The organism is Mariniphaga sp., assembly GCF_041687215.1.
Classification (GTDB): Bacteria; Bacteroidota; Bacteroidia; order Bacteroidales; family Prolixibacteraceae; genus Mariniphaga.
The window spans coordinates 38,851-55,658 of sequence record NZ_JAWLCI010000032.1 but is presented as its reverse complement, the minus strand read 5'-3'; the positions used below and the strand labels follow the sequence as shown (position 1 = coordinate 55,658).

The following is a 16,808-nucleotide window of genomic DNA, read 5'->3' as shown; positions in this document are numbered from 1 at the left end:
TCAAAAATATAAATAATGGAAAATCAATTCAATATCAAAGAAGATTTAAAGAAACTGGGAATCGAAAATGTGAACTCCGGCGTTTGCACCGGAACAATCTGGCGAGAAACTTCCGGGAAAGTGGTGGAATCTTTTTCGCCTTCGGATGGAGAGAAAATTGCGGAGGTGCGGCAGGCCGGGCTGGAAGATTACCATGAGGTAATTGAAACAGCTAAAAAAGCGTTTAAAAACTGGCGTATGTGGCCGGCGCCCAAACGGGGCGAAGTCGTTCGGCAAATCGGGCTGGAACTACGGAAGTACAAGGAACCGCTGGGCAAACTGGTATCGTACGAAATGGGAAAAATTTACCAGGAAGGCCTGGGCGAAGTGCAGGAAATGATTGATATCTGTGATTTTGCCGTGGGACAGTCAAGACAGTTGTATGGTTTTACCATGCACTCCGAACGCCCGAAACACCGCATGTACGACCAGTACCATCCGCTGGGAATTGTGGGTGTGGTTTCGGCGTTTAACTTTCCGGTGGCGGTTTGGGCATGGAATGCCATGCTGGCGCTGGTTTGCGGCGATGTGCTGGTGTGGAAACCGTCGTCGAAAGTGTATTTGTGCGCCGTAGCTGTTCACAAAATTGTTGCAAAGGTATTAAAGGAAAACCATGTTCCCGAAGGTGTGCTTAACCTGATGGCTGCCGATTCCAAAATGCTGGGCGACGAGATGTTCGCTGACAAAAACATTCCGCTGGTTTCGTTTACCGGCTCCACCCGAATTGGCAAAAAAGTAGGCCGTTTAGTAGGCGAGAGGCTTGGGAAATCCATCCTTGAACTGGGCGGAAACAACGCCATTATAATCACGCCCAACGCCGATTTGGAGATGGCGCTGCGGGCTGTGGTTTTTGGCGCCGTGGGCACCTGTGGTCAGCGCTGCACTTCTACGCGAAGGATAATCGTACACGATTCGGTGTACGACCAGTTCAAACAAAAATTGCTTTCGGTGTATGAACAACTTCCCATTGGACATGCCCTCGACCCGAAAACGCTGGTGGGGCCGCTGGTGGACAAATGGGCAGTACAGGATTTTGTGAACGCAATTGAAAAAATAAAAACTGAAGGCGGAAAAATCATTACCGGTGGCAAAGTGCTGGAAGGTGAAAAATACAAAACCGGAACCTTTGTTTCGCCCTGCATTGCCGAAGTGGAGAATCATTTCGAAATCGTTCAGGAAGAGACTTTTGCGCCTATTTTGTATATGATTCGCTATAAAGATTTGGAGGAAGCCATCCGGTTGCACAACGATGTGCCACAGGGGTTGTCGTCGGCCATGTTTTCGACCAACATGCTGGAAACCGAAAAATTTCTTTCGCACGAAGGGTCTGATTGCGGCATTGCCAACATCAACATTGGCACTTCGGGTGCAGAAATCAGCGGTGCTTTTGGCGGCGAAAAGGAAACCGGCGGTGGTCGTGAGTCGGGCTCCGATGCCTGGAAAGCCTACATGCGGAGGCAAACCAATACCATTAATTTTGGAACGGAACTGCCGCTGGCGCAGGGGATTGAGTTCACCCTGTGAAATAATGCGAAGCAGTAAATCGAAGATTTATTTCACAGGGTATAGTTTAAAGTTTCGGGTTTAAAGTTCAAGGTTTTGGAGTTGTTATGTTGATTTTTTCGCTTTTTGCACCGGACTTCAGTCCGGTGAATTAAAAAGAATCTCAAAATCAGGCTTTAGCATTTAACGAGTCGTTCGTATTTATTTTTTAGGAGAGGTTAAAATAGATGAAAAACATTTTAGTATTTGGTGCCGGCCGGTCAAGCTGCACGCTTATTCAATATCTTACAGAGCATGCCCGACAGTTTGGATGGAAAATTACGGTGGCCGATTCCGGTGAAAAATACGCAGGGGAGAATGCGAAAATGCATTACCGAAAGGTAGATGTTACCGACGAACCGGCGCGGGACAGGGAAGTCAGGATGGCCGACCTGGTGATTTCCATGCTTCCCGCCCGGTTTCATCCGCTGGTGGCGCAGTCGTGCGTAAAGTTTTCCAAAAACCTGTTTACCGCTTCCTATGAATCCAAAGAGCTAAAAGCGTTTGAGGATGAGGTGAACAAAAAAGGATTGTTTTTCCTGAATGAGTGTGGCCTCGACCCCGGCCTCGACCACATGTCGGCTATGAAACTGATTGATCGCATAAAAACCGAAGGTCACGACCTGCAAAGTTTTGAATCGTTTACCGGTGGGCTTGTTGCGCCTGAATCGGACAACAATCCGTGGCACTACAAATTTAGCTGGAACCCGCGTAATGTGGTGCTGGCCGGGCAGGACGGGCCGGCAAAATTCATCCAGAACGGCAAATACAAATACATTCCCTACAACCGGCTTTTTCGCCGAACGGAGCTCATTGAAATTGAAAACTACGGGCTTTTCGAGGGGTACGCCAACCGCGACTCGCTGAAGTACATCGAAAAATACAACCTGCAGGGAATTCCCACCATTTACCGCGGAACCTTTCGCCGGCCGGGGTTTTGCAGGGCGTGGAATGTATTCGTGCAACTGGGCGCCACCGACGATTCCTACATCATGGAAAACTCCGAAAACATGACAAACCGCGAGTTCATCAATTCGTTTTTGTACTACCATCCTACCGATTCAGTGGAGCTGAAATTGTATCACTACATGCACATCGACCAGGATTCGGACATCATTCAGAAACTGAAATGGCTGGGGATTTTCAGTAACACTAAAATCGGATTGAAACAGGCAACGCCTGCGCAAATTATGGAGCATATTCTGAAGCCGAAATGGCAGTTGCAACCCGGCGACAAGGACATGGTGGTGATGTGGCACAAGTTTGTTTACCGCGATAAAGATTCGGGAATTCCAATGAACCTGACCAGCTCTCTGGCAGTCACCGGCGATAACGACATCCATACAGCCATGGCCAAAACGGTGGGGTTGCCGCTGGCGGTCGCTGTTAAATTGTTCCTGACAGGAAAAATGAATTTGACAGGAATGCATATTCCCACCGACCGGCTGATTTACGAACCGGTATTGGCAGAACTGGAGAAGCACGGGATTGGGTTTAGGGAAAAGTTGGAGGAGGATGTGCCGGAGGAGTAATGGAATTACTTTGCAAGCTCCAATACCGACAACAACGCACAATGGTCTGATGCTATGGAGTCGCATATAACCTGATAATCCAGTACTTTCCATTGGTTCTCGGGCCGGAAGAGAATGTAGTCGATTCTGATTCGCGGATTATCTGACGGGTAGGTGAAAGCAGAATTGTCTCCTGCGCTGTCCTTCCAAAACCTTTTCAGAATGGAAATGGCTTCACTTTCGGGTGTGTCGTTTAGGTCGCCGGCCAGGATGGTTGGGTATTTGTTTGAAAGGAAAACCCGGTTGATTTCGTTTACCTGGTCGATACGGTCGGTGTTGTTCCGCTGATGTTCCAGGTGGGTGCCGATAAAGCAAATGGTATCTCCCGATTCCAGTTCAACCATCACTTCCAGGGCTGTACGCGGCTCATTTCCGGGTGAGTGGGGAAGAGGTACGTTCCGGCTGGTGATAATGGGCATTTTGGTAAGAATTCCTTCGCCGTATCCACCACCGTCGTAATCCATGGCTTTCCCGAAAAGCGGGGCCATTTTAGTACGCCAGCCCAGTTCGGTAGCCAAATCGTATTTTTTGGCACGGTTGGTTTTAAAATCTACCTCCTGAAGTGCTACCAAATCGGGATTGGTTTGTTGAATGACATCAGCAATTTTATCCAAATCGAAATCGCCCTGTGTGGTTGCGCCATGCAAAATGTTGATGGTGAGAATCCGGACATCAGGATTTTCTTTTTGGACTGGTTGTGCCTGAATATGAATTGAAATGATAAGGGTTAAACAAAATATAATCCGTTTATTATTCATTGATTTGTTGTTTCGTATTGTAAAAATATTCTTTATCGGTGTGTTCGACCTTTCAAATATTCATTAGGAGACAGTACCGGTATTTCAGCTATTTTAAAATCCTTTTCGTTTCTGGTAATTAAAATATTACAATTCGTTTGTATCGCACAAAAATATTGTAAAGCATCCTCAAAATCAGAAAACCCTGAATTAAGAGCTTTGTCTATCATTTTATCTGTTAAGTCTGATGTTTCAGCAACGACTTTGAATTTTCGTAGTTTTTCCCAAACTGCTTCTTGTTTTTCAAATTTTGAAAGCACGTAATATGCTGTTGAATAAGTCAATGCAGAAACAATCATTTGTATTTCCCCTTTGTCCGCAAGAGTTGCAATCTGCGCGGCATGATGGTAAAATGGTTCTCTTTCACCAAGTAAATCTATCACAACATTCGTGTCCAGAAACAATCTGTCCTTCATTTGTATTTCTCAGCTAAATAATCACTGTAATCTTTTTTGTAGTCATAGTCAGCCGGAATTTTTACACCAGTTTGCATGCTTTTCACAAAAGGTGAAATATCAGAATCAGCGTCAGAAGGTGATTTTTCATTATCAACTAAGGTCTTAAGATATGATTCAATCAATCGTGAAAGACTTTTTTTATGTGATGATGCATATTCTTTTGCCTTGTCAATCACATATTTATCCAGTTTTAATGTCAGTTTTACATCCATATCAATACCATTTTTAGTACGTGCAAATATAAATAAACAGTCCGTATATGGCAAATTAGTATTTGATGCAAAAAAATGCGAGTTATTTAAAGATGATTATATTTTCCCCAAAATATATCTTCCCCAGGCATTTACTAGCAATACAATTTTGGTGAAATCCGACACCCGGTAGCGTTTTTGCAGAATTTCACGGGGTGTGGTTTTGCGTATTTTTTCCAGCAGTTCCAGATAATAGGTGTAAGCTAAAAAAACTCCCAGACGAACATCAGGATTCAACTTCCTGATTCCTTTTTTGGCTTCGGCAAAGTCAAAAGTGATGTCGTTTTCAATGGCCTTTTTTTGTTCTTCGGTGAAATTTTCAAATTCTACTCCGGGGAAATAGATTCTGTTCTTACCAAAGTAATCGGCGCTGATGTCGCGCAGGAAATTGACCTTCTGGAAAGCCTCGCCCAGTTTCCGTGCCGGATAAACAAGTTCATCAAATTTTTTTTCGCTGCCTTTGTAAAAAACCCGGAGGCACATCAGTCCTACCACTTCGGCAGAACCGTAAATGTATTCCTTGATTTCTTCAGTATTGAAGGTCTTAAATGTCAGGTCCATTTCCATGCTGTGCAAAAAAGCTTCGATGTATTCGCGGTCGATGCGGTATTCATTTACCACTTTCTGAAAACTGTGCAAAATGGGATTTGAACTGAAACCCGTTTCAATGGCCTGCCAGGTGTCTTCGCGGAGTTTATCCAGCAACTTTTTTTTATTCTGGTCGTGAAAAGTGTCCACAATTTCGTCGGCAAAACGCACAAAACCGTAAATGGCATAAATGGCCGGCCGGTATTTCCGTTTAAACAACTTTATGCCAAACGAAAACGACGTGCTGTAGTTGTTGGCCGTAATCCGGCTGCAATCGAAAGCGTTATTGTCGTATAGTTTATCCATATTTTTCAATTCGTTCAACGGCAAGTTTTGAACTGATAATTACCATGGGCAACCCGGTTCCGGGCACGGTAGAGGCGCCGGCGTAAAAAACGTTTTTGAATTTCTCGTCGAAGTTTCTGGGCCTGAACCCGCCAATCTGGTTCATGTCGTGTGCCAGACCAAGCGCGCTGCCTTTGTGCAGATTAAACTGGTCGCGCCATTCTTCGGGCGTGTATATGGTTTTGGAAACAATTTTTTGCTGAACATCCATGCCCACGCGTTTGCTGAAATCGGCAATGATGCTGTTCACAATCTCCTCGCGGTCTTCCCAGTTGGGTTTATAGCGCAAATCGGGCACCGGGCAAACAAAAAAGAGGCTTTCGCAACCTTCGGGCGCACAGTCGGGATTGGAACGGGAAAGTACGTTTACGTAATAATACGGTTTTTCAAACGAATCCGGATTCGTGAAAATTTTGTTGGCATACTCCTTAAAATTGCTTCCCAGGTAATAATTGTGATGATGCACGTTGGGAATTTTTTCGCTCACCCCAAGGTAAAAGGTAAGCGTTCCCATCGTCCATTTCAGTTTGTCGAGCTTTTCTTCCGAGAATTCCGGGCGGTTGAAAATTTTTCCCCTGAACCAGGCCGCATCGGCATTGATGAGAAAAATATCGGCTTCCCATTTTTTTCCTTCTGCATCGGTCAGCGATTCCAGTTGTCCGTTTTTTTCAGTGAATCCGGTGATTTCGGTATTATAATGAATGTTGATGTTCTGTTTTTTCATTTCGTTACAAAGGCCTTCCACAATTTTATACATGCCGCCTTCCACGTTGAAATAACCGTTGTGCACAAATTCGGTATAGGAGAGGAGCGAGTAAACCGCCGGCGTGTCGAACGGTGTGCGGCCTACAAAAAATGCCACCAGCGAAAGGATTTGCCGCACTTCTTCCGAATCGAAATATTTGGAGACCTGCTGCCAGAAACTACGGAAAAGCACCGGCATCAGCGTTGGAGGAGCCTGCATGAGAGTGACAAAATAGTGCATCAGCGAGTTGTAATTCCTGCGCACCACCAAATCAACTGTTCCGTCGAAAATTTTTTTTCCGGTGTTCAGGTATTTTCTGATTTTTTCTTCGAGGTTGGGCTCCACATCTTTGAACTCTTCGGCCAGTTTCGAAAGGTCTTTGTACATGGTGTAAGTTTTACCTGTGGCCAGAAAATTCACGGTGTACAACGGGTCGAGCTCCACAAAATGGAAAGGCATTTTGATGCCGGCATCCTGAACAAACTCATCGAATTCGTAAGACATGCTGAAAAAACTTGGCCCTACATCAAAGGTGAAACCGTCTTTTTTCAACTGGTTTAACCGGCCACCGGCTTTGCTGTTTTTTTCAACCAGTTCCACTTCATATCCACGCTGCGACAAACGCAGTGCGGCTGCCAGTCCGGCCAGTCCGCTTCCCACTATCAGCACTTTTTTACTCATGTGCAAATGTTTTAATCTGTTTTTAAAGAAGGCAATAATTCCTCTTTTACCCAAACAAAATTGGGCTCAATTTTTAACGCTTGTTCAAAATATTTTTTAGCCTGATATGGGTTTCCCATTTCCTGTTGCATTTGCCCGACCAGCGTCAGTAGGTTCAGGTATATCCAGTTGTGTCGTTTAATTTCTTCTGATTTGGATTCCATTATTTTAAGCGCTTTTGAATAGTATGACAGCGCTTTTTCATCCGAGCCACCGAACATAGCCGGCATGTGATTCCAGATGTTGCCCATTTCCATGTTGGCCTGAAAATTAAGGCTGTCCTTTTTCATTGCTTTTTCGGCGTGATCCATACTTTTAGGGCCGAAAAACGGAGCGCGCCAGTTGCTCAACCCGATTTTAAAACCGTATGCTGCAGCAGTGTAGGAATGATATTCAGCCGATTCGCCAGAAAGTGATTTCAGTTTTTCCAGGTTATTATCCAAAAGTGAAAGGTAATGTTTGGCCTCATTTTTTTTGTCGTTGCCAAGGCACCAGGCCACGTATCCGTATTGGTAATTAATCAGTTCAAGTATATCGGTGGGTTGATTGCTTTTTTGTTTTTCCATGGCATCGATAGCGGTTTTCCAATTTTCCATTTTCCCGGAAATGTAGGCCTGATAGACTTGTTGTTTGAAGGGAGAATTGGATCTTTCTACTGAGATTTGTACAGAAAATGAGGAGTTAATTTGCCTGGATTCTTTTGCAGAATTTTCACCTGCCATTTGCTCAGGAAATGCGGAGTTAAAAACTCCACGTCCCAAAGAGGTAAGACTTAGCAGCACAAAAATGAGTATTAGCTGATATTTCGACCTTTCCATTTTGTTTTTTTCAATTTTTTATTTCTGAATGAAAGAAAAACAATAACTCCCAGCAAAAGTTGCCGGGGAATAGCCAGTAAAAGATTCTGCCAAAACGGTTGCCGGCTCGATACAGAAATAAACAGAATGATTCCGGTCATAAGTGCCAGAGTCACAAAAGTAAAAACCGTGGGTAACCCAAAAAGCATGGCAAAAACTCCAAAAGTGCCAAAAAGCCAGTAGAGAAAAGCCGCCAGATGACTTCCTCCAAAAAATTCGGCCACGCTGCGGGCGAAACCGTTTAGTGACTCATTCAGATTTTGGTACATGCGGCAGCGGATGGTTTCGTTGCCGGTCATGCACTGCATTTTTTGCTCCGATTTTTTGTAAAGCCGGGCAATGAGGATGTCTTCCACCAAAAGGGTTTTCACTTTTTCATGAGGTTGAAGTTTTTGGTATGTTTCTTTTTCAAACAGCATAAACTGACCATTGGCCGCAGCCAGCGATGGTCGGGAACTTTCGCGGGTAAGCACCATCGGAAGAAGCGAAAGCAGAATGGAGTTCATTACCGGAACCGTTATTTTTTCGGCTATGGTTATCATTTCCTGTTTCGGGAAAATGGAAAGAAGTTTTAATCCGTGATTTTGCATTTGGGCGAGTGCACTTTCAAACAATCCTGACTCCACGCGCACATCGGCATCAAGAAATAAAAAATATTCTCCCGTTGCCTTTGTTGCCAGTTGGAAACAGGCATTGCTTTTTCCCAGCCAACCTTCAGACAAACCCTTGGAATTTATCAGTTGAAAACGTTCGTCAGTTTTTGCAAATGCACCCACAATCTCAGTGGTTCGGTCGGTGGATTGGTCGTTGAAAACAATCACTTCAATGTGCTGATAACTTTGTTTTTGAAGGTCGTTGAGAATGTTGCCGATGTTGTGTTCTTCGTTTCGGGCCGGAATTAAAACCGAAACCAATGGTTCGCCATCCTGTTTTTGTGTTTTAAGCACCGGCGAAAACAACACATTGGAAAGCGCCACCAGAAAACGTATTCCAAAAAACACAAGGGTGATATAGGCGAGAATCATCAGCATTAAGTGTTTTTTAAATTGATGTTTTTCAATGAAGAAGTTCGGTAAAAAGAATTGAAATCATCTTCAATTTCCTGAAGATTTTTTCCCTTGAAATCGTAAGTTTCGAAATGTATAAAAAGATATGGGTTGGCTGATTCGAAATAATCTACCTGGTTGGCCACAAAAATCACCTCCACTTCGTTTTTCAGGTTTTTCAACAGCCATTCCACTCCTTTTTCAAATTGCAGTTTTTCCTGATTGATGGATTCAAACTGACCTTGCGGGAAATAGGTGACCAGATTGTCCGGATTCTGCAGCAATTCAGAAGCGTAAGTGAGCGATTGAATGATGCCTTTTGAGTTTTTTCGAACTGAAAATGCGCCGGTGTGCTGGAAAAACCAGTTCTTTTTCAACTGGTCTTCGAGCATCATCACATGAAATTTTTTATGAAAATTTTTGCGGTTCAGCGACGCAATGAAAAAGCCGTCCCACCAACTGAAATGGTTGGAAATGACCAAAATGGGTAATCCGGTTTCTGAAACCGTTCCTGACAGATGGATTTTTTTGAAATGCCGTTTCATCCGCATCCAGCCGTACCACACAAAAAACGGGTACAAAAACCAGTGGTGCCGGCCTTTAATCATGTTCTGAAAATTAAAAAGTAACCAACAATGACCACAAAAAACAGAAACTGGATGATGAAAACAGGTGTCGCCAGCTTATTGGAAAAACTGATTTTTGTTTTTTGCAGCAGCAAATGAAACAAAAAAGCCAGCAGATACCATGAAATGTAATTTTGCACCGGGATTTTTCCGCCGGCCCAGCTCCACATTCCCAGCAGCGGGGCGGCCTGTTCCAGAACCAAATCGTAAATAACCATCAGTAGCGGGGCAAAAAATAGCCTCACCGTTTGGTTACCGGAAATCCTTTCGGCCATAATTTTGGTGCAATACACCAGCATCAGCCAGTTGAGGCCAATCATTAACGGGGTTTCGAGAACCTTTAATCCGAGGCCTTTCCCGTAAATATATTCCCCGAAAATCACGCCGGTTTTTACCCCAATGGCTTCAACCAGAAAGGAAAAAATAAAAATGAAACCAAAAGCAAGCATCATTTTTAAACTGAATTTTGGCTGGTGAAACCAAACCAGAAAACCGGCACTCAGTAACAATGCAAGCGGCGTTAACCGGCTGAAAAACTCACGGGTTGAAGGATTTATAAATCCGGCAATTCCAACCAAATAAAATATGACCAGAAAGCCAAAAGCGTATGTATATTTTCGGTTTTTCAAATCTTCTTATTTTGGTTTAAAAATAAACCTTATTTTTAGCATTGAATGATTTTTACCGGAATTTTAAACCAAAAATTGACCATTATGACAACCAAAGTTGTTTTCGTTTTAAGTGTGATTTTTCTTTTTGCCGGTTGCACCGGTTCAGATAAAGCAGAAAACTGGACCCATTTCAGGGGTTCGCAAATGGACGGACATGCCCAAACGGAAACTGCACCATTGGAATGGAGTGAAAATTCCAACATTGTTTGGAAAACGGAGGTGAAAGGTAAGGGATATTCCTCGCCGGTTGTTTTTGGCAATCAAATCTGGATTACCTCGGCAACCGATGACGGCAAAGAATTTTATACGCTGTGCTTTGATTTTGAAACCGGTGAACTGCTCGACGAAAAAACGATTTTTACCAGTGACGACCCGCAACGGATTCACAGCACGAATTCGTATGCCACGCCAACGCCCTGCATTGAGGATGGATTCGTTTATGTTCATTTTGGAACATTCGGAACCGCCTGCATTGATACGCGCAATTTTGAAGTGGTATGGCAACGCGAGGATTTAAAAGCGGAACACATGCAGGGGCCGGCTTCGTCACCTGTCATTCATAAAAATATGCTGATTGTGCATTTGGAAGGAACCCATGACCCTTATGTGGTTGCGCTCAACAAAAAAACCGGCGAAATCATCTGGAAAAGCGTTCGGCCCAAAGAAATTTACGACCCATTGGAACCGGTTTACCGCAAGTCGTACCAAACACCCATTATTATTGAGGTTGACGAAAGGGAACTCATGATTAGCAACGCCGCCTACATGTGTTTTGCCCACGACGTGAATACAGGCGAAGTGGTGTGGACTATCGAATATGGTTACGATTCCACGGTCAGCCAGCCGCTTTACTGGAATGGTTTGGTGTTTGTCAACTCAGGCTGGATTTTCCTCGACAATATTCCTTTTTTTACCCGGCAATATGCCATTGATCCTGCCGGAAAAGGTGACGTAACCAAAACCCATGTGAAGTGGATGTACGAGGATGAAGTGCCGCAAATTCCAACGCCGATTATTGTGGATGGGAAAATGTACATGGTGCACGACCGCGGCATGGTGACCTGTTTGGATGCCATGACCGGCGAACCGGTGTGGAAAGAAAAACTGGTCGGGAATTTCAACTCTTCGCCAATTTACGCCGCCGGCAATATTTATTTTTTTAATGTAAAAGGCGACTGCACCATTATCAAACCTGGCGATTCCTTTCAAAAAATAGCCGAAAACAGCATCGGCGAAACGGTAAAGGCTGTTCCGGCATTTGTGCGTGGGAAAATGGTACTTAGGACTGAAAAAAATCTTTATTTGATAGAATAGTTGTTGAGAAAATACCAGCTGATATTCAACTTAAATTTTCAATCACGCGCTCCAGCCGGCGGGTAATCTCAGTGGCCACTTCTTGTACAACCGGATTGGAAACAGCCATCATTGATGCCAACGGATCTACCGCTGCTACTTCCACATCGCCGTTTTCATGTTCCTGAACCACCACACTGCAAGGCAACAAAACACCCAGGTTTTTTTCGCTTTCAACTGCTTTTCGGGCATATTCGGGGTTACAGGCTCCCAATATGTGATATTTTCTGAAATCGATACCCAGTTTCATTTTAAAGGTATTTTTCATATCTACTTCCGATGGGACTCCAAATCCCTCTTTGGAGAGTTCGGCCTTAACATCCTCAATTACTTCTTCGAAATTTTTGTTTTTCAACACGGTACTGAAAAAATAGCTCATATTTTTTTGTTTTTTTTGTTAAAGAATTATTTAAGGAACTATAACAAAGATAGTGGTATTTCGTTCAGAATATTTAACGAAATTATAAAAAATAGGTTATTATTTTTTTTGAATCAGGCAATGATGATTCATCGAATAGCATCTTTTTTTGACGAACAAAAGTTTTTCAGGGGGTAATATTTGGTGTACACAGGTTTTTAATGAATTTTAGCATAAAAATGAAGGTGACTGATAGAAATTATTGTGTATAAACTATTGTATAAATTTTCTATTTGTAAGATAAAAATTAAAAAATTTAGAATAATGTCAATAATTATTTTGATTTAATATCAAAATGTATATTTTTGGCGGTCAAAGACAGTATAAACTAAAAATGCAAAAAATATGTGTGGAATTGTATGTGCATTTGATTTAAAAACCGATAGCCAGCAACTACGGCCCCAGGTTTTGGAGATGTCGAAAAAGTTACGGCATCGCGGGCCGGATTGGTCAGGCATTTATTGTGGAGAAAAAGCGTTGATAGCGCATGAACGGCTTTCCATTGTTGACCCCGAATCGGGTGGTCAGCCGTTGTATAGCAAAGACCGGAAATTGATTCTGGGAGTGAATGGCGAAATTTATAATCATCGCGAAATCAGAAAACAGTTTGAAGGAAAATACGAGTTTTTAACCGGCTCAGATTGCGAAGTCATATTAGCATTATATCGTGAAAAGAAAGAAAAGTTTCTCGACGATATGAACGGTATTTTTGCTTTCGGTTTGTATGACGAGGAAGAAGATGCGTACCTGATTGCCCGCGACCACATCGGAATTATTCCGCTTTACCAGGGTTGGGATGAGTTTGGCAACTACTATGTGGCATCGGAATTGAAGGCACTGGAAGGCTTCTGCAAAAGAATTCAGGAATTTCCTCCCGGACATTATTTATACAGTAAAGATGGCGAATTGAAACGCTGGTATGAACGCGAATGGACAGAATTTGAAAATGTAAAGGACAATCCTGCCAATATTGAAGAATTGTCGCAGGCTTTGGAAGATGCCGTTCACCGTCAGTTGATGTCGGATGTACCTTACGGAGTGCTGCTTTCCGGCGGACTCGATTCTTCCATTACATCGGCTTTGGCTAAAAAATTTGCACCCAGACGCATCGAGGAAAACGACCAGAAAGACGCCTGGTGGCCGCAGTTGCATTCGTTTGTAATAGGTTTGGAAGGTTCACCCGATTTGGCTGCCGCCAGAAAAGTGGCCGACCACATTGGTACCATTCACCACGAAATTCATTACACCATACAAGAAGGACTGGATGCCATACGCGATGTGATTTACCACATCGAAACTTATGACGTTACAACAGTGCGTGCCTCAACGCCTATGTATATGATTGCGCGGGTTATAAAGTCGATGGGTATAAAAATGGTATTGACCGGCGAGGGTGCAGATGAAATTTTCGGTGGTTACCTTTATTTCCATAAAGCGCCCAATGCCGAAGAGTTCCACAAGGAAAGTGTGCGGAAAGTGAGCCGCCTCCATTTGTACGACTGCCTGCGTGCCAACAAGTCACTGGCCTCCTGGGGTGTAGAAGGTCGGGTTCCGTTCCTCGACAAGGAGTTCATAGATGTAGCTATGCGGTTCAATCCTGAAGAAAAAATGGCAAAAAACGGACGTATGGAGAAGTGGTGCCTGCGTAAAGGTTTTGAAAAATACCTTCCCGAAAGCGTGGCGTGGCGGCAAAAAGAACAATTTTCCGACGGCGTGGGCTACGGCTGGATTGACACTCTGAAACAGATTGCCCGCGAACAGGTAACCGACGAAATGATGGAAAATGCAAAATTTCGCTTCCCGGTAAATACGCCCATGAACAAAGAAGAGTACATGTACCGGACCATTTACAGCGAACATTTTCCATCGGATCAGGCGGCAGCATGTGTTCCTTCGGTGCCATCCATAGCATGTAGCACCGGCGAGGCATTGGCATGGGATGCATCGTTTCAGGGCAATGCCGATCCTTCTGGCAGGGCAGTAAATACAGTACATGAGAAAGGGGCTGTTTTTGAGGATATTAAGAGAAGTCATGCACAACCGTTAGTTGCAGGTTAAATTACTTTAAAATTATTTTTCAATCAATTTCTAAGGATTTGTGGATTACTATCTTCAAAAAATTCTGAATAAGCTTCTTATTATAAAATTCAGGATGAAACTGGCAGGAGTAAAGCGGTTTATTCCAGTGTTTCATAATTTGGTTGTGGCAGGTTTTTGAGGTGGCCAGCAGTTCGAACCCGGGCGGTAGCGAAATAGAATCGTTATGCATTTGTTTTACGGTAATTTTTTGTGGCAAGCCCGAAAACAGCGGATCATCTTCCAGAATTTTAACGGGAAAATCTCCCGATTCGGGTTCTTCACCGCGCAACAGTTCGGAACCGTAAAGGTAACCGGCAATATGATGCCCGGCACAAATTCCCAAAACCGGTTTTTCATAGGTTTTCAGCCATTGGAAGTATGGAAGATGGTGCTCCACAATATCATCCCCTTGTGGTGAGCCGGAAAGCAAAATGCCTTCTGTTTTTTCGAAATCAAAATGAAGGCAATCCCTGTAATCAATGGTTTCAGATGTGAACCCTGCATCTGAAACGATTTTTTCCAGTGATCTGGAAAATTCCGCAATGCCTTCCTCAGCATTGTTAACAATCAGAATATGAATTCTTTTTTCCGGTTTCATACTGTAAAATTAAGGTTTTTTGCTGAATAGTGAATCGCTGGTTTTTTCGTTGTTAAATGATTTTCTATCTTTCGGCCAAAATTCACAAACTGATTAATTTGAAGGAAATGAAGAAAGTATTGATTTTTATAGCAGCAGTTGCATTTTTTGCATGCAGCCAACAGGAAAAAGGATTTGAAATTACAGTTAACCTCGAAGGTGCTGAAGGACAAATATTATTGGAAAAAAGAGGAGCCTCAGAATGGATTCCCATTGACACAGCCGATATTGTGGATGGAGCAGCCGTTTTGAAAGGCGAAGTTGTTACACCGGAAGATCATTATTTATCTGTATTGGGACAACGGGCAAAAACCATCCTGTTTGTTGAAAACACGGAGATGACTGTTTCGGGAACTGCAGAAAATATGGAGCAGATTACAGTTACCGGTTCAAAAACCCACGATGAATACAATGAGGTAAACAGCCGGATTCAGGAAATAGGAGAAGAATACATGGCATTATATCAACAGGCACGCGAGGCGGCTGCAGCAGGTAATGAAGAACAAGCTGCACAATTGATGCAGCAGGTGGAAGCGATGTATGAAAATACCAACACCATGCAGGCCGATTTTGTCAGAAATAACCCTGGTTCGTTTGCAGCGCCTTATTTTCTTTCAAGAGTGCAATATGGAATGGAGGTGGATGAACTGGATAACCTTGTAAATGCACTCGATCCAAAATTAAAAGAAGTGCCTTCCATTGTAGCTTTAACGGAACGCATTGAAAAACTGAAAACCGTTGCGGTGGGCCAGATTGCTCCAGATTTTACCATGAATGATCAAGATGGAAACCCTGTGAAATTTTCTGATATTTACAAAAAAAACGAATACACACTGCTCGATTTCTGGGCTGCCTGGTGCGGACCCTGCCGTCAGGAAAACCCGAATATCGTAGCTGTTTACAACGATTATAAAGATAAAGGATTCAGCGTTTTTGGCGTTTCACTCGACCGCGACCGCGATGCCTGGCTGAAAGCCATTGACGACGATAAACTCACATGGCCCCATGTTTCCGATTTAGCTTACTGGAACAATTCAGCAGCACAATTGTATGCAGTGAATTCCATCCCATCCAGTTTAATCGTGGATAAAACCGGAAAAATCATAGCCAAAAACAAACGCGACGAAGAACTGCGTGAAACCGTTTCGGAGTTGTTGGATTAAAGCACTCTTCCTTCGTAATAAACCTCTTCCCGGGGCAGGGAATATTCTTTATAGGTGCTTTGGTTTGGAAAGATCATAAAATATTTATCGATTTCCATCCAGGGATCGTATTTGAATAACCCTGAAGCGCAAGGATAATAGCGCAGATAAATGGTTGAACCGGGACGAAAAATTTCTCTGTCCAAAAGTGAAAATTTGAATCTGATTATTGGATTGGGAATACCGGTTCTGCTAAAAGTGCCTGTTTGAACTGCCAGTTTATAATTTAAATCGTCAACTGGTTTACTGTCGTTAACAAATACGATGCAACCGAAATGGGGGGCATTTTCAACCTCCACTGCAATTTCAAAGTTTTCTCCAAATTTCCCCTGGTTGGGACCATAATCAATGGTGCCTTTGTAAGATGCTATAAATGGAGGTTTTATCATTTTGTAGTCTATTTGCTTAATTTCCATCAGGTAAACGGCTTTTGTTGCTCCGGTGTAGAAAAATTCAAGCGTGTCGGTTCCATTGTGCTGAATGTCATACAACTCATAAAAGGTGAATCCTTCCTTTTCAAAACGAATTTGGTATTCTCCTTCTTTCACATTATTTATTTCATATTCACCATTTTTGTCGGTTTCAACCGTTTTTCGGAATTTAGTCTTGTCATATAAAATAACTTTTATTTCACTGTGGTCGTCGTAACCTTCTGCTGGCCAACTGGATATATTCGTTGTGAGAAAAGCCGAACCTTTTATCACACCCGGTGAATCAAATTTATCTTTTGAACAGGAGTAACTAAATGAAACAATCAGAAAAAGTAAAATTGCACGGTTCATGATTTTTTTTCGCAAAATAACGAATCGTGTCTAAAAATAAAATGACTTGCATCAGTTTCATGTTTTTGAATTGCTACATTT

Annotated in this window: 17 protein-coding genes; 5 read left to right on the top strand and 12 right to left on the bottom strand. The window is 43.0% G+C overall.

Annotated elements, in window-relative coordinates:
• Window positions 1–15: 15 nt before the first annotated feature.
• Complete coding sequence (locus ACESMA_RS12415; RefSeq protein ID WP_372949149.1) at window positions 16–1,563, top strand: aldehyde dehydrogenase family protein; 1,548 nt, start codon at window positions 16–18, stop codon at window positions 1,561–1,563.
• A gap of 206 nt (window positions 1,564–1,769) precedes the next feature.
• Complete coding sequence (locus ACESMA_RS12410; RefSeq protein ID WP_372949148.1) at window positions 1,770–3,113, top strand: saccharopine dehydrogenase family protein; 1,344 nt, start codon at window positions 1,770–1,772, stop codon at window positions 3,111–3,113.
• 5 nt (window positions 3,114–3,118) lie between these two features.
• On the opposite strand, the gene ACESMA_RS12405 is transcribed toward ACESMA_RS12410, so the two are convergent.
• The 9 genes from ACESMA_RS12405 to ACESMA_RS12365 all read right to left on the bottom strand — a co-directional run bounded on the left by ACESMA_RS12405 (window position 3,119) and on the right by ACESMA_RS12365 (window position 10,214).
• A complete protein-coding gene (locus ACESMA_RS12405) occupies window positions 3,119–3,910 on the bottom strand; it encodes an endonuclease/exonuclease/phosphatase family protein (RefSeq protein WP_372949147.1) in 792 nt (263 codons plus the stop codon).
• Window positions 3,911–3,942: 32 nt separating this feature from the next.
• Window positions 3,943–4,365 carry a type II toxin-antitoxin system VapC family toxin gene (locus tag ACESMA_RS12400; protein ID WP_372949146.1) on the bottom strand — a complete coding sequence of 141 codons (423 nt, stop codon included), beginning with the start codon at window positions 4,363–4,365 and terminating at the stop codon, window positions 3,943–3,945.
• Window positions 4,362–4,619 carry a DUF6364 family protein gene (locus ACESMA_RS12395; protein WP_372949145.1) on the bottom strand — a complete coding sequence of 86 codons (258 nt, stop codon included), beginning with the start codon at window positions 4,617–4,619 and terminating at the stop codon, window positions 4,362–4,364. The genes ACESMA_RS12400 and ACESMA_RS12395 overlap by 4 nt, the downstream gene beginning before the upstream one ends.
• A 96-nt stretch (window positions 4,620–4,715) precedes the next feature.
• Window positions 4,716–5,552: a phytoene/squalene synthase family protein gene (locus ACESMA_RS12390; RefSeq protein ID WP_372949144.1), complete on the bottom strand. Its 837-nt coding sequence runs from the start codon at window positions 5,550–5,552 to the stop codon at window positions 4,716–4,718.
• Window positions 5,545–7,017: a phytoene desaturase family protein gene (locus ACESMA_RS12385; protein ID WP_372949143.1), complete on the bottom strand. Its 1,473-nt coding sequence runs from the start codon at window positions 7,015–7,017 to the stop codon at window positions 5,545–5,547. The genes ACESMA_RS12390 and ACESMA_RS12385 overlap by 8 nt, the downstream gene beginning before the upstream one ends.
• 11 nt (window positions 7,018–7,028) lie before the next feature.
• The gene (locus tag ACESMA_RS12380; RefSeq protein ID WP_372949142.1) at window positions 7,029–7,874 is read right to left on the bottom strand and encodes a hypothetical protein; all 846 of its coding nucleotides are present in this window, start codon (window positions 7,872–7,874) and stop codon (window positions 7,029–7,031) included.
• Window positions 7,850–8,944 (bottom strand): glycosyltransferase, encoded by a 1,095-nt coding sequence (locus ACESMA_RS12375; RefSeq protein ID WP_372949141.1) that lies wholly within the window; start codon window positions 8,942–8,944, stop codon window positions 7,850–7,852. Before ACESMA_RS12375 ends, ACESMA_RS12380 begins: the two co-directional genes overlap by 25 nt.
• Window positions 8,944–9,567 (bottom strand): lysophospholipid acyltransferase family protein, encoded by a 624-nt coding sequence (locus tag ACESMA_RS12370; RefSeq protein ID WP_372949140.1) that lies wholly within the window; start codon window positions 9,565–9,567, stop codon window positions 8,944–8,946. The genes ACESMA_RS12375 and ACESMA_RS12370 overlap by 1 nt, the downstream gene beginning before the upstream one ends.
• Window positions 9,564–10,214: a carotenoid biosynthesis protein gene (locus tag ACESMA_RS12365; RefSeq protein WP_372949139.1), complete on the bottom strand. Its 651-nt coding sequence runs from the start codon at window positions 10,212–10,214 to the stop codon at window positions 9,564–9,566. Before ACESMA_RS12365 ends, ACESMA_RS12370 begins: the two co-directional genes overlap by 4 nt.
• An 84-nt stretch (window positions 10,215–10,298) precedes the next feature.
• Here ACESMA_RS12365 and ACESMA_RS12360 point away from each other — a divergent pair, with 84 nt between their 5' ends.
• Window positions 10,299–11,570, top strand: a complete 1,272-nt coding sequence (locus ACESMA_RS12360; protein ID WP_372949138.1) for a PQQ-binding-like beta-propeller repeat protein — start codon at window positions 10,299–10,301, stop codon at window positions 11,568–11,570.
• Between the two features lie 25 nt (window positions 11,571–11,595).
• On the opposite strand, the gene ACESMA_RS12355 is transcribed toward ACESMA_RS12360, so the two are convergent.
• A complete protein-coding gene (locus tag ACESMA_RS12355; RefSeq protein ID WP_372949137.1) occupies window positions 11,596–11,988 on the bottom strand; it encodes a DUF302 domain-containing protein in 393 nt (130 codons plus the stop codon).
• A 384-nt stretch (window positions 11,989–12,372) separates the two neighbouring features.
• Here ACESMA_RS12355 and asnB point away from each other — a divergent pair, with 384 nt between their 5' ends.
• A complete protein-coding gene (gene asnB / locus ACESMA_RS12350) occupies window positions 12,373–14,085 on the top strand; it encodes an asparagine synthase B (RefSeq protein WP_372949136.1) in 1,713 nt (570 codons plus the stop codon).
• Window positions 14,086–14,104: 19 nt separating this feature from the next.
• Here asnB and ACESMA_RS12345 read toward each other — a convergent pair whose 3' ends face one another.
• Window positions 14,105–14,704 (bottom strand): type 1 glutamine amidotransferase, encoded by a 600-nt coding sequence (locus ACESMA_RS12345; protein ID WP_372949135.1) that lies wholly within the window; start codon window positions 14,702–14,704, stop codon window positions 14,105–14,107.
• 107 nt (window positions 14,705–14,811) lie between these two features.
• On the opposite strand from ACESMA_RS12345, the gene ACESMA_RS12340 reads away from it, so the two are divergent.
• The gene (locus ACESMA_RS12340) at window positions 14,812–15,906 is read left to right on the top strand and encodes a redoxin domain-containing protein (RefSeq protein WP_372949134.1); all 1,095 of its coding nucleotides are present in this window, start codon (window positions 14,812–14,814) and stop codon (window positions 15,904–15,906) included.
• Here ACESMA_RS12340 and ACESMA_RS12335 read toward each other — a convergent pair.
• Window positions 15,903–16,727 carry a carboxypeptidase-like regulatory domain-containing protein gene (locus tag ACESMA_RS12335; RefSeq protein WP_372949133.1) on the bottom strand — a complete coding sequence of 275 codons (825 nt, stop codon included), beginning with the start codon at window positions 16,725–16,727 and terminating at the stop codon, window positions 15,903–15,905. The two genes, ACESMA_RS12340 and ACESMA_RS12335, sit on opposite strands and share 4 nt — an antisense overlap.
• Window positions 16,728–16,808 lie beyond the last annotated feature (81 nt).

What these genes read in the sequence shown, in the direction of transcription:
- ACESMA_RS12340 (WP_372949134.1), top strand. Translation starts at nt 14,812, where the DNA reads ATGAAGAAAGTATTGATTTTTATAGCAGCAGTTGCATTTTTTGCATGC.
- ACESMA_RS12415 (WP_372949149.1), top strand. Translation starts at nt 16, where the DNA reads ATGGAAAATCAATTCAATATCAAAGAAGATTTAAAGAAACTGGGAATC.
- ACESMA_RS12400 (WP_372949146.1), bottom strand. Translation starts at nt 4,365, where the DNA reads ATGAAGGACAGATTGTTTCTGGACACGAATGTTGTGATAGATTTACTT.
- ACESMA_RS12375 (WP_372949141.1), bottom strand. Translation starts at nt 8,944, where the DNA reads ATGCTGATGATTCTCGCCTATATCACCCTTGTGTTTTTTGGAATACGT.
- ACESMA_RS12335 (WP_372949133.1), bottom strand. Translation starts at nt 16,727, where the DNA reads ATGAACCGTGCAATTTTACTTTTTCTGATTGTTTCATTTAGTTACTCC.
- ACESMA_RS12380 (WP_372949142.1), bottom strand. Translation starts at nt 7,874, where the DNA reads ATGGAAAGGTCGAAATATCAGCTAATACTCATTTTTGTGCTGCTAAGT.
- ACESMA_RS12385 (WP_372949143.1), bottom strand. Translation starts at nt 7,017, where the DNA reads ATGAGTAAAAAAGTGCTGATAGTGGGAAGCGGACTGGCCGGACTGGCA.
- ACESMA_RS12390 (WP_372949144.1), bottom strand. Translation starts at nt 5,552, where the DNA reads ATGGATAAACTATACGACAATAACGCTTTCGATTGCAGCCGGATTACG.
- asnB (WP_372949136.1), top strand. Translation starts at nt 12,373, where the DNA reads ATGTGTGGAATTGTATGTGCATTTGATTTAAAAACCGATAGCCAGCAA.
- ACESMA_RS12355 (WP_372949137.1), bottom strand. Translation starts at nt 11,988, where the DNA reads ATGAGCTATTTTTTCAGTACCGTGTTGAAAAACAAAAATTTCGAAGAA.
- ACESMA_RS12410 (WP_372949148.1), top strand. Translation starts at nt 1,770, where the DNA reads ATGAAAAACATTTTAGTATTTGGTGCCGGCCGGTCAAGCTGCACGCTT.
- ACESMA_RS12395 (WP_372949145.1), bottom strand. Translation starts at nt 4,619, where the DNA reads ATGGATGTAAAACTGACATTAAAACTGGATAAATATGTGATTGACAAG.
- ACESMA_RS12360 (WP_372949138.1), top strand. Translation starts at nt 10,299, where the DNA reads ATGACAACCAAAGTTGTTTTCGTTTTAAGTGTGATTTTTCTTTTTGCC.
- ACESMA_RS12345 (WP_372949135.1), bottom strand. Translation starts at nt 14,704, where the DNA reads ATGAAACCGGAAAAAAGAATTCATATTCTGATTGTTAACAATGCTGAG.
- ACESMA_RS12405 (WP_372949147.1), bottom strand. Translation starts at nt 3,910, where the DNA reads ATGAATAATAAACGGATTATATTTTGTTTAACCCTTATCATTTCAATT.
- ACESMA_RS12370 (WP_372949140.1), bottom strand. Translation starts at nt 9,567, where the DNA reads ATGATTAAAGGCCGGCACCACTGGTTTTTGTACCCGTTTTTTGTGTGG.